The sequence below is a fragment of the Streptomyces sp. NPDC049970 genome (genome assembly GCF_040660235.1).
Classification (GTDB): domain Bacteria; phylum Actinomycetota; class Actinomycetes; order Streptomycetales; family Streptomycetaceae; genus Streptomyces.
This window is the reverse complement of record NZ_JBFALP010000001.1, coordinates 626553-641302: the sequence shown is the minus strand read 5'-3', so window position 1 is coordinate 641302 and position 14750 is coordinate 626553. Positions and strand designations below refer to the sequence as shown.

Genomic DNA, 14750 nt, shown 5'->3' with positions numbered 1-14750 from the left:
GCCTGCGACAGCCATCCATGGCAGGGCCCTCTGCTCGCGCGGCAGATCACTCGACACCTGAGAGAGCTGCTCAGGATCGCCCTAGTCCTCCGTCACCGCTCGCCCGCAAGGTCGACTTCTTCGCGATGCACCAGTGCCGCATCCGTCACCTTCGAACGACGCCACGGGCGCGCGATCGCCCCCGCCACCGCACGCCACCAAACATCCGAGGGAAGCTCCCCAGACGGCTCGAACGGCTCACCCGGACGAGGGAGCGCCACCGGCTGCCCTGCCTCCTCGGCAGCATCCCTGATCCACTCCCCCGGCTCCGCCCACGCATGCGGGGCGAGGTTGAAGGTGCCCCAGTGGATGGGCATCAGCGCACCGTGCGGGCTGCCGCCCTGGAGGTCCAGGTGTGCCCGCACCCCTTCGGCCGGAGTCATGTGGATGTCGGGCCAGTACTCGGAGTAGGCACCCACCTGGATCATGGTCGCGTCGAAGGGGCCGTGCTGGGCCCCGATGTCCTTGAAGCCGGAGAAGTAGCCGGTGTCCCCGCTGTGGTAGACGCGGTGGTCCGGTCCCGCGACGACCCACGACGCCCAGAGCGTGTGCTGCTGGTTGCGCAGTCCGCGCCCGCAGAAGTGGCGGGCGGGGGTGGCGGTCAGGCTGATGCCCGAGATCCGGACGGTTTCGTTCCAGTCGAGCTCGTGGATGCGCTCCAGGGGCACCCCCCAACGCTCCAGGTGCGCGCCGACACCGAGCGGGACGGCGAAGACCGTGTCCTGGCCGGCCAGGGCCTTGATCGTGGGCAGGTCGAGGTGGTCGTAGTGGTCGTGCGAGATCACGACGACGTCGACGGAGCCGAGAGAGGCGAGCGGCAGGGGCACGGGGTGCAGGCGCTTGGGCCCGGCGAACGCGAAGGGGGAGCAGCGCTCGCCCCAGACGGGGTCGAAGAGCACCCGGTGGCCGTCGATCTCGGTGAGCACGCTGGAGTGGCCAAGCCAGGTCACTCGCAGGCCCGTCGCCGGGGGTGCGGCGAGGTCGGCGAGCGTCGTGGCGTGAATGGGGACCGTGCCCTCCGGGGACCTGAGGGCGCGCTCCTCCTTGCGGAAGTAGACCTTGGCGAATTCGAGCATGGAGCCCGACGGCCTGGTGCGGGCGCCTTCCGGATTCTGGAACACCCCGTCGGCGAAGTTGGGCGAGCGGCGGATCCGCTCCATCCGCGCCCCGGCCGGATCCGCCCCGAAGGCGTCCGGGCGCAGCGAGCGGAGTCGGGTGCGGAGTGAGGGCTGGTTGTCGGCGCCGGTCACAGCTTCTCCTGAGGGAGTGGGTGTCGTCTCATTATGGTCGGGAGGGTGGAAGAGGCGAGAGCTCGGCGGTGAACGGAGCACACCGTCCGCTCTTCCGGAGCCTCGTCCTGCGCGGGTGAGACGTCAGGCACGCGGCTGCCCGTACACGTGCTCGATCCTGAGGGTCAGGACGACTCTGCGGTCCTCGACCATCACCCGCCGGTACTCGTCCCAGTCGGGATGTTCTCCCCGGACGTCCTTGTAGAGCTTCACCAACCGCTCCACGGTCTCGTCCCGGGGATCCGCGGCGGGCGGGGTCAGCTCGGCGGAGACGTCCGCGACGGTCCAGGCCCACCGGTCGTCGCTCGTCACGTGGTAGCTCGCCCGCGGGTCCCGCCGCAGGTTGCGGGTCTTCGCCCGCCCCTCGGTGACGGAAACCCGGATCACACCTTCGTCCGGGTAGTAGGCGTGGTTCACGTTGGACAGCTGGGGCCTGCCGTCGCGATTGAGCGTGACCAGCACGCCGCCGTCGTACTCGCCGAGGAGCCGGAGGAGTGCCGCCCGCCCGGGTCCGATGTCGGTGTCCGTCATGCCGACTCCAACGTCCGTGCACCCCGGAGGATTCCGCATCCCGGGTACGGACGGGTCACATACGGCCGGATCTTGCGCGTTGACAGCTGCGGGCCACCTCCCGATACTGACTCGCTGTTCAGTACATCCCGCTGCGCCTGTTCGGTGGATCCGTTCCGTACACCGCACCCCGTGATCCAGGAGCCGCCCCGTGACGACCCAGCGAAGTGCCCCGACGTCCGCCTTGCCCGCGCCTCTGATCTCCCTGACCTGGACGGACCACGTCACCGGAACCGAGGGGTATCTGGTCGTCGACCGGCTGGTACGCGGCGTGTCGAGCGGCGGGCTGCGCATGCGGGAGGGCTGCACCCTCGCGGAGGTGACCGGTCTTGCGCGGGGGATGACCATGAAGGAGGCCCTGCACTTCGACACCGACGACGTACGGGCGCGCTACATCCCGCTGGGAGGCGCCAAGGGGGGCATCGACTGCGATCCGCGGGCCGCCGGGGCGTACGGGATACTCGTGCGCTACCTGCGGGCGATGCGTCCCTACGTCGAGAGCGTCTGGACGACAGGGGAGGATCTCGGGCTCAGCCAGGACCTCGTCGACCGGGCGGCGACCGAAGCCGGACTCGTCTCCACGGTCCAGGCGGTCTACCCGCTGCTCGACGACGAGGCGGCGGCCCGGCGACGGCTGGCGGACGCCTTCGCGGTCACGGTGGACGGGATCGGGCTGGACGAGCTGGTCGGCGGCTGCGGTGTCGCGGAGTCCGCTCTCGTCGCGCTGGACCGGACGGGCCTGGCGTACGGCGATGCGCGTGTCTCCCTCCAGGGGCTCGGCACCATGGGAGGGGCGACGGCGCGCTTCCTCTCCCGGGCAGGGCTCACCGTGGTCGCGGTGGCGGACGCGAAGGGCACCATCGCCAACCCCGCGGGGCTGGATGTCGAGTCCCTGCTCGCCGCGCGGGACGTGTACGGCACGGTGGACCGAGGGGCGCTGCGCGACGAGGACCGGGAGCTGCCCGCAGACGCCTGGCTGGCGGCGGATGCCGAGGTGCTGGTGCCGGCAGCCGTGTCGTACGCCGTCGACGCCGTCAAGCAGGCCTCGGTCAGGGCCCGTTGGGTCGTCGAAGCGGCGAACATGCCGGTCATGCCCGAGGCGGAGGCGCTTCTCGCTCGACGCGGGATCACGGTCCTGCCGGACGTGGTCGTCAACTCGGGTACGAACGCGTGGTGGTGGTGGACGCTCTTCGGTGACATCGGAGCCGATGCCGAGGAGGCGTTCGCCCATACGCGTCGCTCGATGCGTGCCCTGATCGGCCGCGTCCTGGCGCGGGCGGAGGCTGACGGCGTCACTCCACGGGCCGCCGCGCACGCACTCGTGGCGGACCGTCTGCCGGTGATGGCGGAGAGGTTCGGCTGGTACCGGTAGGACGCCGGAGGGGGTGGCCCGGTGAGCGGACCAGGAGGTCGGCCGAGGGCTTTCCCTCAGCCCCCGGTGGATCGGTGGGCGGCGCCGGACCCGGTGCGTCGCAAGGCGAGAGGACGTTCGCGTCCTGGACGCGTCCCGGCGTCGGGGAGCGCGGCGAGGCGCCACGGCTGTCGTCGCGCGCCCGCCAGGGTCTACGGGACAGCCATTAGGGTGAGTCCGTGGCGAGAGTGCGGCTGAGCGTGGCGGAGCGTCGGGAGGACCTCCTGCGCGCTGCCGTGGAACAGATCGAGGTGCGGGGTGTGTCCGCGGTCCGGATCGCCGATGTCGCCTCCGTTCTCGGGGTGAGCAACGCCCTGGTGCTCTACCACTTCTCGTCCAAGGAGAAGCTGGTGGCCGCCGCGTTCGAGTACGCCGCGGAGGCCGACCTCGCCCATCTGCGCGGCCTGCTGAACCGCCGCACCAGCGCGGTCCGGCGGCTGCGCGCCGCCGTTCGCTGGTACGCGCCGACCGGCCAGGCCAAGGGGTGGCGGCTGTGGATCGAGGGCTGGGCGTCCTCCCTGCGCGATCCGGTGCTCCGCGAGGTGGCGGGCGATCTCGACCAGCAGTGGAAGGCCGAGCTGGCCGAGGTCATCGAGGAGGGAGCCGCCGCGGGTGAGTTCCGCTGCGACGATCCGGTGTCCGTGGCCTGGCGGCTCACCGCGTTGCTGGACGGCCTGGCCGTCCAGATGACGTCGTACGCGGGTCCGCTCTCCCGGGCCACGATGCTGCGGTGGACCGAGGAGGCCCTCGCCCGCGAACTCGGTATCGATCCCGAGGTGTTGACAGCCTGACCCGGCGGCCGGCCTCCTCCCGACGGGACGGGCCGCCATGGGCGCCGCCGGGGACACCACCCCCAGAGGAGTCCGGCGGCGGTCACCGCCCAAGGCGCCGCTCACCGCGCCGTTCAGGTCTGGCGCACCGGGGCGTAGACCTCCCCGTCGAGCCCGAAGGTCCAGGCGACAGCCTCCTTCGCGGTCCTGGTCCTCGGCGGCACACGCAGCCAGTAGGTGCGACAGGTTCCGTCCGGCTCGGGCGTGGAGTTGACGACTTCGACCATCACGACGTCCTCGTCCCCCTCCATCGCGATGCGCCACAGGATTCCGGTCTCGTCCCGGTGCACGGGCTCGGCGCCCGATTCTGTGAGGTAGCGGTCGTACCCGTAGTACTCGAGCATCACGCGGCGCAGCTCCGCGTTCTCCTCACCGCGTATCCGCTCGGGGGTCAGACTCCCCAGGGTGTCCAGGAACTCGGCCGGCACGGGCATCCCACGCCAGGCGTACAGGGCGAAGCCGTCGGGGTAGGCGAGGGCGGGGCCGTCACCACGGTCGAGACGTCCCGCCTCGTCGCGGTGAAGCGTCGCGGGCCGTTCGCTGATCACCACGGCGTGTTCGTACGGCCACCACCAGCCGGCGTTCCTGGCGACCTCGGCCAGTCCGGCCAACCGGTCGCCCCGGCCGTCGAAGGCCGCCAGCCAGGCCGCGTCGTGCTGGCCGAGCACCGCGTCGAGCAGCACCAGCCGTACACCCGACTCCTCCTCGGGCCGTGCGGCGAGCCCGGCGACGACCCCCGTCCGTATCCGCTCGGCCAGTGCGGCCGTGGTCTCCCACAGCTGTGCGCCGGTGGCGGACCAGAGCGCGGACCAGCCGGCCGGGCCCAACTCATCGTAGATCCGCCGGCGTTCCTCCGCCCAGGGGCGGGTTCGGACCTCTTCGCGGACGGAGCGCCCAGCGTCGGCCAGCTTCTCCACCGCCTCGACCGCCGCCCTCGGCGACTCCACCCAGATGATGCGCTCCGGCTCGGCGAGCCCCGCCCTGCGGTAGGCCAGCCGCACACCGTCCTCTGCCGCGCCCCTGTCCGCCCGGCCGGTCGCCGCCGCCACGGTCCGCCATGTGTCCACGTACTGCATCGGTGTTCCCCGTCCCCTGTGTCCCACTGAATCCCGCTGATTCCGCTGTTTCCGGTGCTCCCGCTGTCGGCCGCGCCCGCACCGGACCGGGCGCCACGGCAGGGAGTCAGTCCGCGACGATCCGCACCGCGCCCGGGGCGTACTCGCGCTGGCGCACGACGCGGAACCAGCCCTTCGGGAGCGCTATCGCCGCGTGCTCCTCGTGCACCACACGGCCGCCGTCGGGAAGGTGGAGCAGCATCGGGCCGAACGGCCCGGCCTCCCTCATCAGCCGGCCCTTTCCCTGCACGGCGTGGGCGTGCCCCGTGACCTCGCCCAGCGCCAGGACCAGCCTCCCCCGGCCATCGCGCAGTTCACCCGCCGCGTCGAGGAAGCGCGCGGGCACTTCCGATTCGTCCAGCGCAACCATCAGTACATCGCCCTGCCGGTACACAGGAGTCTCCCCTCCACCCCGGCACCCGCTGTGCCGGTCATGGATAAAACGCTACGAGAGGGGTCTGACAATCCGTCGTCCGAGCGCACGGACCGGGCGGTCGGAGGCCGTTCCCGCTCAGGTGGTCCGGGTCCCGGACGGATACGCGGCCCCGATGGGCACAGTGCGGCCGGGCACCGTGCGAGCCCTCGACTCCGGGCCCGGCGGCGGCGTTGTCAGTGTCGCTTGATAAACCTTGCGGACATCAGCCGTCCCCAGCATCAGGAGCTCAGCGCCATGTCCGACGCGGACCGTCTGCACGAGTTGCTCGGCCTCCAGGCCGTCGATTTCCGGCGCGAGACCGAGGGGACGGCCCGCCCCGCGGCCGAAGCCGCGGCCTGGCGCATCAGTGTCGACCCTTTCGGTTCCGATGACGTCACCTGGGAGGAGGAGTTCAACGCCTTCCTCGACGCCGTCGATCCCTCGCGTGTCCAGGCCCTGATCATCGGGCAGTGGGGGGAGACGTACGAGGAGGATTCCTCCTACCCCGTCGGGCTCGTGGTGGCCGCGGCCGAGCGGCTGAGCTCGCTCACCGCCGTCTTCGTCGGGGATCTGGTGCTGGAGGAGGCGGAGATCTCCTGGATCGAGCATTCGGACGTCACCGCCCTGCTCACCGCGTTCCCCGGTCTGACCCACCTGGGAATCCGCGGTGGTTCGGGACTGCTCTTCCCGGCGGTGAAGCACGACGCCCTGCGCGAGCTGACCATCGAGAGCGGAGGACTCCCCGCGGAGGCGCTGCGCGGTGTGCTGGACAGCGAACTTCCGGCGCTGGAGCGCCTGGACCTCTGGCTGGGCGTCTCCGCGTACGGCGGTGACGCGGTGGTCCCGGACCTGGCACCCTTGCTCACCGGCACCCGCTTCCCTCGGCTGCACCACCTCGGTCTGCGCAACAGCGAGCTGCAGAACGAGATCGCGGTCGCGATCGGCTCGGCGCCGCTCGTCGCACGGCTCCGTACCCTCGACCTGTCGAACGGCACCCTGGGCGACGAGGGTGCGGCCGCGCTGCTCGACGGCCAGCCGCTCACCCATCTAGAGGAACTCGACCTGCACCATCACTTCCTGACCGAGCCGATGGAGCGCCGGCTGGCGGGTGCCCTGGAGCCGCACGGCGTGCGGGTCGACCTGTCCGATCGCTGCGAGCCGTGGGGCGACGGCGGGGCGGCGGGGCGCTACACCGCGGTAGCGGAGTAGGCGCGCGATGACCGACATCATTCATCCGGACGTATTTCACGGCCTTCCCGTCCTCACCCTGCCCTCGAAGGACGAGCCCGGTGCAGGGACGCTGCCCGAACCCGACTCCGTGGCGTGGCGGCTCGAATGCGCCTGGAGTGAGGAGACCTTCGCGGAGCACTGGCAGCGCTTCCTCACGGAGGTGGACCCCGCCCGGGTCCGCGCGCTGCTGATCGGCCCCTGGTGGAAGGATGAGTACACGCCCCTCGAACCGGTGATCGCCACGATGGTCGCCGACGCGCACCGCTTCCCGGCTCTGCGGGCACTGTTCCTCGCCGATGCGGAGAGCGAGGAGTGCGAGCTCTCCTGGCTCCAGATGTGCGACGTCACCCCGGTCCTCGAAGCGTTCCCGCTGCTGGAGGAACTGGCGGTGCGCGGCTGCGGCGAGACGGCCCCCGAGAGCGAGGGCCTCCGGCTGCGCCCTGTCCGGCACGAGTCGCTGCGTACGCTGCGGTTCGAGTCGGGCGGACTGCCCGGGCACATCACCCGCGCGGTCGGTGCGTGCGAGCTCCCCGCCCTCGAACACCTGGAGCTCTGGTTCGGCTCCGAGTGGTACGGCGGCGACACCACGGTGACCGACCTGGCACCCGTGCTGTCCGGCGCCGGGCTTCCGGGGCTGCGCCATCTCGGCCTTCAGAACAGCGAGATCCAGGACGAGATAGCCGTCGCGATCGCCTCGGCACCCGTGGTCGCGCGCCTCGACTCCCTGTCCCTGTCCATGGGAACCCTGAGCGACACGGGGGCGGAGGCCCTCCTCGGCGGGCAGCCGCTCACCCATCTGTCCTCCCTGGACCTCCACCACCACTTCCTCACCGACCCGTTCGTGGCCCGTATCGAGACTCTGTGCACCCGGGAGGGTGTCCGGGTCGATCTCGAAGAGGGCGACAAGTGGGACGACGAGGACGACGAGTCGCGCTATGTCGCCGTCAGCGAGTAGCCCGCCGCGCTTCGCGGTCGTCGGCATCCCCGGCAACCGCCGGGTCGGCCTGTTCCAGGACGCCGTGCGCGCCGCCGGGCTCCCGGCCGCACGTCCGGTCTCCTGGCTCCAGGTGCTGGGGGGCGACGCCGTCTTCCTCCCCGGGGAGACGGTTCGCGTCGACTCCCCCGGCGAGGACGCCGAGGTGGACCGGCTGCTGCGCGGGAGCGACGATCCGACCAGGGTCGAGGGTTCGGCCCGCTGGTACGCCCGGTTCACGGCGGCCGTCCGGGACGTGGCGCGGACGGCCGCCGCCGCGGGAGCCGAGCTGCTGGACGATCCCGAGGACATGGCGGCGCTGTTCGACAAACGGCTCTGCCACGGCCTCGTCCGGGGCGCCGGAGTCCCGGTCCCGGACTCCCCCACATCCGGGCCGGCGGGCGCCCCGGTGCGGGGATGGGAGGACGTGCGGGCGCTGATGGCGGACCACCGTATGCCGAGGGTGTTCGTGAAGCCGGCCCACGGCTCGTCCGCCTCCGGTGTGCTGGCCCTGGAGACGGCCGGCCCCGGCAGGGTCCGTGCGACGACCTCCGTGGAGCGGGACGGTGAGGGCCGCCTGTTCAACTCGCTGCGGGTTCGCCGGTGCACGACGGAGCGCGAGGTGGCCGTGCTGATCGACGCCCTGGCACCCGACGGGCTGCACATCGAGCGTTGGCTGCCCAAGGCGTCCGTCCGGGGCCGGGTGGCCGACCTCCGGGTCGTGGTGGTCGCGGGCAGGGCGACCCACGCCGTCGTACGCACCAGCCGGTCCCCCATGACCAATCTGCACCTCGGAGGCGCGCGCGGCGATCTCGACGAGGTGCGGGCCGCGGTGGAGTCGGCCGGCGGCAGCTGGGCCGCCGCGCTGGCCGTGTGCGAGCGGGCCGCCGCCTGCTTCCCCGGCACGCTCTGCGTGGGCGTCGACCTGCTGCCGGCGACCGGCTGGCGGCGCTTCGCCGTCGGAGAGGTAAACGCCTTCGGGGACCTCCTGCCGCGCCTGACCGGTCTGCCGGGCAGCACGGCGGAGGGCCTGGACACCTACGGCGCGCAGATAGCCGCCGTACTGGACCGAGCGAGGAACAGCCGTGTCATCGACGTACCCTGACTGCACGTCACCCGGCGTCGAGACCTCGACCCCGGAGACCCCGAACCCGGAGCCCTCGAACCGGGAGCCCTCGAACCCGGACATGAACGCGGTCGTCGGAAGTCACGATCTGCTGCTCGTCACTCTGGACACCCTTCGGTTCGACGTCGCCCGGGAACTCGCCGCAGCGGGGCGCATCCCGAATCTCGCCCGGCATCTGCCCGGTGGAGTGTGGGAGGAGAGGCACGCGCCGGGCAGTTTCACGTACGCCTCCCATCAGGCGATCTTCGCGGGTTTCCTGCCGACCCCCGCCGCGCCCGGGCCCCACCCGAGGCTGTTCGCCGCGCGGTTCGCGGGCAGCGAGTCGACCGCGGACGGCACCTTCGTGCACGACAGCCCCGATCTCCTGTCGGGCCTCGCCGCCGTCGGCTACCGCACGGTCTGCGTGGGCGGAGTCGGCTTCTTCAACCGACGCCCACCGCTCGGCTCGGTGCTGCCCGGCATGTTCCAGGAGAGCCACTGGGAACCGGAGTTCGGCGTCGCCTCGCCCACGTCCTTCGAGGCGCAGGTCTCCTGTGCCGAACGGATCGTCACCGAACTCCCCCGGGAGCAGAGACTCCTCCTCTTCGTCAACGTGGCGGCGCTGCACCAGCCCAACTGGTTCCACCTCCCCGGCGCCACGTCCGGAGCGGGCGACTCGAAGGCCACCCACGCGGCGGCACTGGAGTACGTCGACCGGCACATCGGACGCCTCTTCGCCGCCGCGAGCAGCCGCCGCAGGTGTTTCGCCATCGTCTGCTCCGACCACGGCACGGCGTACGGGGACGACGGCTACACCGGCCACCGGCTCGGCCACGAAGCCGTGTGGACCGTGCCGTACGCCCATTTCTTCCTCGACCAGGGGGCAGCACGATGACAGGCACCACGACCGGCACGAGCCCCTATCTGAGTTATGTCTACGCCTACCCGCACAAGACCGCCTACCGCCCGCTGGACACCCATCCCGCCGGGCGTCCGCCGCTGGCCGAGCTGTGGGCGGCGGAGCGCAAGGACGCGCTCTCCCTCTACGTCCACATACCCTTCTGCGAGGTCCGTTGCGGCTTCTGCAACCTGTTCACCAGGATCGGCGCCCCCGATGAGCTGACGACCCGTTACCTCGACGCGCTCGACCGGCAGGCCGTCGCGGTGAGGGACGCTCTGGGCCACGACGCCCCCGTGCGGTTCGCCGCGGCGGCGTTCGGCGGAGGTACGCCGACCTACCTCGACGCCGGAGAGCTGGAGCGTCTCTGCGACATCGCGGAGAAGCGGATGGGCGCCGATCTGCGCTCGGTTCCCCTGTCGGTCGAGACCTCGCCGTCGACCGCGACCGCGGACCGGCTCGCGGTCCTCGCCGACCGGGGGACCACCAGGATCAGCATCGGGGTGCAGAGCTTCGTGGACACCGAGGCCCGGGCCGCGGTCCGCCCCCAGCGCCGGTCGGACGTGGAGGCGGCTCTCGGCCGTATCCGCGACGCCCGTGTCCCGGTCCTCAACATCGACCTGATCTACGGCATCGACGGCCAGACCGAGGCCAGTTGGCGGACTTCGCTGGATGCCGCCCTGACGTGGCGCCCGGAGGAGCTGTACCTCTATCCGCTCTACGTCCGCCCGCTGACCGGCCTCGGGCGACTGGGCCCCGGATCCGCCGGGTCGGCGGCACGCTCGGGGCCGGACACCGCCTGGGACGAGCAGCGCCTGCGGCTCTACCGCGCGGGCCGCGACCATCTGCTGTCGCACGGCTACGAGCAGGTGTCGATGCGGATGTTCCGCCGTGCGGACACCACGCCCGCCGGCCCCGAGGACTACGCCTGCCAGACCGACGGCATGATCGGGCTGGGCTGCGGCGCCCGCTCCTACACCTCTTCCCTGCACTACTCCTTCGACTACGCGGTGGAGATGCGGGAGATCCGGGGCATCATCGACGGCTTCACCGGCACCCGGGACTTCTCCCGCGCCGAGGTCGGCAGGTACGTCGACGCAGGCGAGGCCCGCAGACGCCACCTCCTGCAGTCGCTCCTGCAGGCCGAGGGGATGGAGACCGCCGGGTACCGCGAGCGCTTCGGCACGGATCCCTGCGACACCTTCTCCACCGAGCTGGAGCGCTTCGCCGCGCGCGGCTGGCTGGACGAAGCGGCCGGCCCGGGCCGGTTGCGCCTCTCCCCCGAGGGCCTGGCCCACTCCGACGCGCTGGGGCCGGAGCTGTTCTCCCCCGGGGTGCGGGCCGCGATGGCCGCGTACGAGGCGAAGTGAGCGGGCCGATGGGCAAGGACCTGACCATCCTGTACCGGGGTCCGCTGGCCTCCTGCGACTACGACTGCCCCTACTGCCCGTTCGCGAAGCGGCGGGACAGCGGCGACCGGCTGCGCGCCGACCGTGCCGCCCTGGAGCGCTTCACCGCATGGGCCGCGGCACAGACCGGTGACCGGCTGTCGGTGCTGTTCACTCCGTGGGGGGAAGGGCTGGTCCGCTCGTGGTACCGGCGGGCGCTCGTCGAACTCTCGCGGCTGCCGCACATCGAGCGGGTCGCCGTCCAGACCAATCTCAGCGGCCGTACCGGCTGGCTGTCGGAGGCGGACAGGGACAAGGTCGCCCTGTGGTGCACCTACCATCCGGGCCAGACGCCGTACGAGCGCTTCCTCGGCCGGATCCGGGAACTCGCGGACCTCGGGGTGCGCCACAGCGTCGGGATCGTCGGGCTCGGCGAACACCTGGAGGAGGCCCGCCGCCTGCGTGCGGCGCTGCCGCCCGAGGTGTACCTCTGGGTGAACGCCGCCGAGGGGCACACCTACACGGACGAGGAGGCGGACCGCTGGACGGCCCTGGACCCCCTGTTCCCGTACAGCCGGCATCCGCACCGCTCGGCCGGTCTGCCCTGCCGGACCGGTGACTCCGTGATCTCGGTGGACGGTGACGGGACGGTGCGGCGCTGTCACTTCGTCCGGGCGGAACTGGGCAACCTGTACGACGGCAGCTACCGGAGCTCACTCGGGCCGCGCGGATGCCCGCTGGAGGTGTGCGACTGCCACATCGGCTACGTCCACCTGGAGACCTTGCCGCTGTACGACGTCTTCGCGGGAGGCGTCCTGGAGCGCATACCGGCCCGTCCGGTGCGGGCGCCCGCTCCGGACGGACTCGCCCACCCGCGACCGGGCAGGCGCCTGCTGCCCTACGTCAGCCGCTGAGAACGCCCGCTGCCTTACGTCACGTGCCACCCGCCGAAAAGCGTCCGCCGTTCTCCGTCGGCCGCCGAGAGGGCGTGCCGCCCGGCGTCGGCCGCGGTGGAGAACGCCGGGGGCGGTCAGAGCGGCAGCAGATCGGGGCGCTTGGCCTCTACGTGGTCGCCGGAGGACTCACCGCGCAGCCGTCGGCCGATCCACGGGACGAGGTACTCCCGCGCCCAGTTGATGTCGTCCCGGCGCACCTCGAGAGCTCCGCGCTGTGCCTGCGGGGGCCACATCTGGTCGGGGTCGGCCGGCACGCCGAGGCCGAGCACCTGGGCGGCGCGCAGCGCGACCCGGGTGTGCCCCTCGGGCGAGAGGTGCAGCCGGTCGTTGTCCCAGGCCCTGCGGTCCTGGACCGACCGCAGGGACCACAGGTCCAGGACCGGGCAGTCGTAGCGGTCGGCGATGGACCGGACGTGTGCGGTGTATGTGGCGATCTTGCCGCGCAGATGCTTCAGCACCGGGATGTCCCGGGTGTCGAAGCCGGTGGTCACCATGACCGTGCCGACCGAGCGCGCCAGGTCGGCCACCGCGCGCTCGAAGCGCTCGGCCACGTCGTCCGGGTCGGAACCGGGACGCAGGATGTCGTTGCCGCCCGCGCAGAAGCTCACCAGGTCCGGTGCGAGCTGCTTCGCGCGGGGGACCTGTTCCTCGACTATCTGGTCGAGGAGTCGTCCGCGTACGGCGAGATTGGCGTACCGGAATATCCCGTGCGGGTCGTCCACCGGGCGGGCCAGCGCGTCGGGGACGGGGAGCCGGTCCGCGAGGAGTACCGCGAACCGGTCCGCCCAGCCGACGAGCCGCCCGTCCGGGCCGGGGTCCCCGACGCCCTCGGTGAAACTGTCGCCGATCGCCGCGTACGACCCGATGATGCCTCGTGTCTTGTTTCTCGAATCGTCTGCCACAACGACTTATCCTGCACCTTCGAATGTGACCTACGCGACCGTAATAAGGGGTTGACGGTTGGTGACAAAGACCACCTGGTCAGGTTTTGGTAAAGCCGGAATAAGCAGAGGGGCGGCGCGCCGTGCGCACCGCCCCTCTGCTCAACCCTCGGGTGTCGCCCCTCAGATGGAGACGCCGTGCGAACGCAGGTACGCGATCGGGTCGACGTCCGAGCCGTAGCTCGGACCGGTGCGGACCTCGAAGTGGAGGTGCGGGCCGGTGGAGTTGCCGGTGGAGCCGGAAAGGCCGATCTGCTGCCCGCCGGTGACGGTCTGTCCGGCCGAGACCTCCAGCGAGGACAGGTGGGCGTACTGCGAGTACATGCCGTCGCTGTGCTGGATGACGACCTCGTTGCCGTACGAGCCGCTCCAGCCCGCGGAGACCACGGTGCCCGGGCCGATGGACCGGACGCTGGTGCCGGATGCGGCCTGGAAGTCGGAACCGGTGTGGTAGCCGCTGGACCAGCTGGCGCCGGAGGCGCGGTACTGCGTGGTGACCGTGGGGCTCTCCACCGGCGCCGCGTAGCCGGAGCCGGTGCTCTGCGAGGCACCGGAGTCGGCGGTGGCGGCGGCGTTCTCGGCCGGAGCGGCCTTCTCGGCGGCGGGCTTCGGGGCGGACTTCGCCTTGGAGGGCGCGGCCTCGGCGGCCGGCTTCCCGGTCGCACCGGGGGCCTTGGCACCGAGGGTCAGCTTCATTCCCGGGCGGATCAGGCTCGGGTTCCCACCGACGACGTCGCGGTTGTCCTTGTACAGCTTCTGCCATCCGCCCTTGGTCTTCTGGCTACTGGCGATCTTCGCGAGGTAGTCGCCGGCGACCACGGAGTAGGTCTTCGGGGAGCCCTTCACCCCGGTGGCGGGCGCGCTCTCGGCGACGGAGGCGGACTTGGCCGCGGCGGGCGCGGCCTGCTCCGCGGCGTGGGCGCCGGTGGCGCCGATCAGCGGGAGGGCGAGTACGGCGCCGCCGGTACCCGCGGCGAGGAAGCCGCGGGAGATCGGGCCGGTCTTCTTACGGCGGTGCTTGCCTTTTGCGGGCATGGGGAATTCCTCTCCGGCGCCTACGAGGTGAGCTGTCGGGTTCGGACTGGAGATGCCCGGCCGCGCGGTGGCGCGTCTTGACCCCGAGCCGTTCCGGATGGCTCCGGTCGGCGGCTTACCTGGTTCCCCCGCTCCTGCCACACGTGAGTCGGTGCGGATTCCGGGCGGCGGCAGGATTAGGCGTTCCGTCCGGATTGACCGTGACCGTAAGCGAGCCGGGACTCCGGGAACAAGCCTCGGAATGCGAACCGGAATCGACACCTCAATTCCGTCGCGCAATTCCCGTCACACTCCGTGGATTACGGATCTTGGCTTTCCGCAGGGCGTCCGGAATACCCACGAGCACCCTCGCCACACACCGTCACGGATATGACCTCGCTCACCCCCCTCCCCTCATCTCCCGCACAAGCAGGGCATGTTCTGCTAAATGCATTAATACGGACATGTTGCGGTCGTCGGCCCGGCGGGGGGACACCGCAGCGCCCGGGGCCGTGAGCCGACGCGGCCATGTCGTATCGTCGCGAGCGTGCCCCCGTCGGCGAGCGGCGCCGACGC

The 14750-nt window shown here is 71.6% G+C and carries 14 protein-coding genes and 1 riboswitch; of the genes, 8 read left to right on the top strand and 6 right to left on the bottom strand.

Going from position 1 to position 14750, the window contains the following annotated elements; genetic code table 11:
- Nucleotides 1-92 precede the first annotated feature (92 nt).
- Together AB0I83_RS02785 and AB0I83_RS02780 are read right to left on the bottom strand one after the other, a co-directional pair.
- Nucleotides 93-1289, bottom strand: coding sequence for an MBL fold metallo-hydrolase (locus AB0I83_RS02785; protein WP_363303331.1), 1197 nt, complete (start codon nucleotides 1287-1289; stop codon nucleotides 93-95).
- A gap of 123 nt (nucleotides 1290-1412) precedes the next feature.
- Nucleotides 1413-1859: a PPOX class F420-dependent oxidoreductase gene (locus tag AB0I83_RS02780; RefSeq protein ID WP_363303330.1), complete on the bottom strand. Its 447-nt coding sequence runs from the start codon at nucleotides 1857-1859 to the stop codon at nucleotides 1413-1415.
- 223 nt (nucleotides 1860-2082) lie between these two features.
- Between AB0I83_RS02780 and AB0I83_RS02775 the strand changes: the two genes are divergently transcribed.
- Together AB0I83_RS02775 and AB0I83_RS02770 are read left to right on the top strand one after the other, a co-directional pair.
- Complete coding sequence (locus tag AB0I83_RS02775; protein ID WP_363303444.1) at nucleotides 2083-3270, top strand: Glu/Leu/Phe/Val dehydrogenase dimerization domain-containing protein; 1188 nt, start codon at nucleotides 2083-2085, stop codon at nucleotides 3268-3270.
- A gap of 218 nt (nucleotides 3271-3488) precedes the next feature.
- Nucleotides 3489-4100, top strand: coding sequence for a TetR/AcrR family transcriptional regulator (locus AB0I83_RS02770; protein WP_356530245.1), 612 nt, complete (start codon nucleotides 3489-3491; stop codon nucleotides 4098-4100).
- Between the two features lie 113 nt (nucleotides 4101-4213).
- On the opposite strand, the gene AB0I83_RS02765 is transcribed toward AB0I83_RS02770, so the two are convergent.
- Together AB0I83_RS02765 and AB0I83_RS02760 are read right to left on the bottom strand one after the other, a co-directional pair.
- Nucleotides 4214-5215, bottom strand: a complete 1002-nt coding sequence (locus tag AB0I83_RS02765) for a DUF6745 domain-containing protein (RefSeq protein ID WP_363303329.1) — start codon at nucleotides 5213-5215, stop codon at nucleotides 4214-4216.
- A gap of 106 nt (nucleotides 5216-5321) precedes the next feature.
- Nucleotides 5322-5648, bottom strand: a complete 327-nt coding sequence (locus AB0I83_RS02760) for a hypothetical protein (RefSeq protein ID WP_356530248.1) — start codon at nucleotides 5646-5648, stop codon at nucleotides 5322-5324.
- Nucleotides 5649-5924: 276 nt separating this feature from the next.
- Here AB0I83_RS02760 and AB0I83_RS02755 point away from each other — a divergent pair, with 276 nt between their 5' ends.
- The 6 genes from AB0I83_RS02755 to AB0I83_RS02730 all read left to right on the top strand — a co-directional run bounded on the left by AB0I83_RS02755 (nucleotide 5925) and on the right by AB0I83_RS02730 (nucleotide 12177).
- Nucleotides 5925-6878, top strand: a complete 954-nt coding sequence (locus AB0I83_RS02755) for an STM4015 family protein (protein WP_363303328.1) — start codon at nucleotides 5925-5927, stop codon at nucleotides 6876-6878.
- A gap of 7 nt (nucleotides 6879-6885) precedes the next feature.
- Nucleotides 6886-7854: an STM4015 family protein gene (locus AB0I83_RS02750; protein WP_363303327.1), complete on the top strand. Its 969-nt coding sequence runs from the start codon at nucleotides 6886-6888 to the stop codon at nucleotides 7852-7854.
- Nucleotides 7835-8977 (top strand): STM4014 family protein, encoded by a 1143-nt coding sequence (locus AB0I83_RS02745; RefSeq protein ID WP_363303326.1) that lies wholly within the window; start codon nucleotides 7835-7837, stop codon nucleotides 8975-8977. Before AB0I83_RS02750 ends, AB0I83_RS02745 begins: the two co-directional genes overlap by 20 nt.
- A gap of 82 nt (nucleotides 8978-9059) precedes the next feature.
- A complete protein-coding gene (locus AB0I83_RS02740; protein WP_363303443.1) occupies nucleotides 9060-9872 on the top strand; it encodes an STM4013/SEN3800 family hydrolase in 813 nt (270 codons plus the stop codon).
- The gene (locus tag AB0I83_RS02735; RefSeq protein ID WP_363303325.1) at nucleotides 9869-11245 is read left to right on the top strand and encodes an STM4012 family radical SAM protein; all 1377 of its coding nucleotides are present in this window, start codon (nucleotides 9869-9871) and stop codon (nucleotides 11243-11245) included. Before AB0I83_RS02740 ends, AB0I83_RS02735 begins: the two co-directional genes overlap by 4 nt.
- An 8-nt stretch (nucleotides 11246-11253) precedes the next feature.
- The gene (locus AB0I83_RS02730; RefSeq protein ID WP_363303324.1) at nucleotides 11254-12177 is read left to right on the top strand and encodes an STM4011 family radical SAM protein; all 924 of its coding nucleotides are present in this window, start codon (nucleotides 11254-11256) and stop codon (nucleotides 12175-12177) included.
- A gap of 116 nt (nucleotides 12178-12293) precedes the next feature.
- Here AB0I83_RS02730 and AB0I83_RS02725 read toward each other — a convergent pair whose 3' ends face one another.
- Both AB0I83_RS02725 and AB0I83_RS02720 read right to left on the bottom strand, forming a co-directional pair.
- Nucleotides 12294-13121, bottom strand: coding sequence for an SGNH/GDSL hydrolase family protein (locus AB0I83_RS02725; RefSeq protein ID WP_363303323.1), 828 nt, complete (start codon nucleotides 13119-13121; stop codon nucleotides 12294-12296).
- 162 nt (nucleotides 13122-13283) lie between these two features.
- Complete coding sequence (locus tag AB0I83_RS02720; RefSeq protein WP_363303322.1) at nucleotides 13284-14195, bottom strand: LysM peptidoglycan-binding domain-containing M23 family metallopeptidase; 912 nt, start codon at nucleotides 14193-14195, stop codon at nucleotides 13284-13286.
- Between the two features lie 4 nt (nucleotides 14196-14199).
- Nucleotides 14200-14359, bottom strand: a riboswitch (cyclic di-AMP (ydaO/yuaA leader).
- Nucleotides 14360-14750 lie beyond the last annotated feature (391 nt).